The organism is Streptosporangium sp. DT93 (assembly GCF_049844535.1).
In the GTDB taxonomy this organism is placed as follows: Bacteria; Actinomycetota; Actinomycetes; order Streptosporangiales; family Streptosporangiaceae; genus Streptosporangium.
Map to the genome: position 1 here is coordinate 1 of NZ_JBNCLF010000118.1, position 231 is coordinate 231.

At 67.1% G+C, this 231-nt stretch carries 1 protein-coding gene; it reads right to left on the reverse strand.

Annotated features, from left to right (window positions below):
- The coding region (locus ACLQ2R_RS39720) for a DUF7507 domain-containing protein (protein WP_425966571.1) at positions 1–231 on the reverse strand (231 nt) is incomplete at both ends.

Below are 231 nucleotides of genomic sequence, written 5' to 3' on the forward strand. Positions count from 1 at the left end.
GGCGGGTCCGGTGGGTGGTGTGCCGGTGGCGGTGGCGGTGTTGACGATGCTTCCGGTGTTGATGTCGGCCTGGGTGGCGGTGTAGGTGTTGGTGCAAGTGGTGGAGTTCTGCGGGGCCAGGGTCGTGACGGGGCAATTGATGGCGGTGGGTGTTCCGGTGCCGGTGAAGACGGTGGTGGTCACGGCCACGCCGGTCAGGGTGGTGTTGCCGGTGTTGGCGACGAGGTAGGA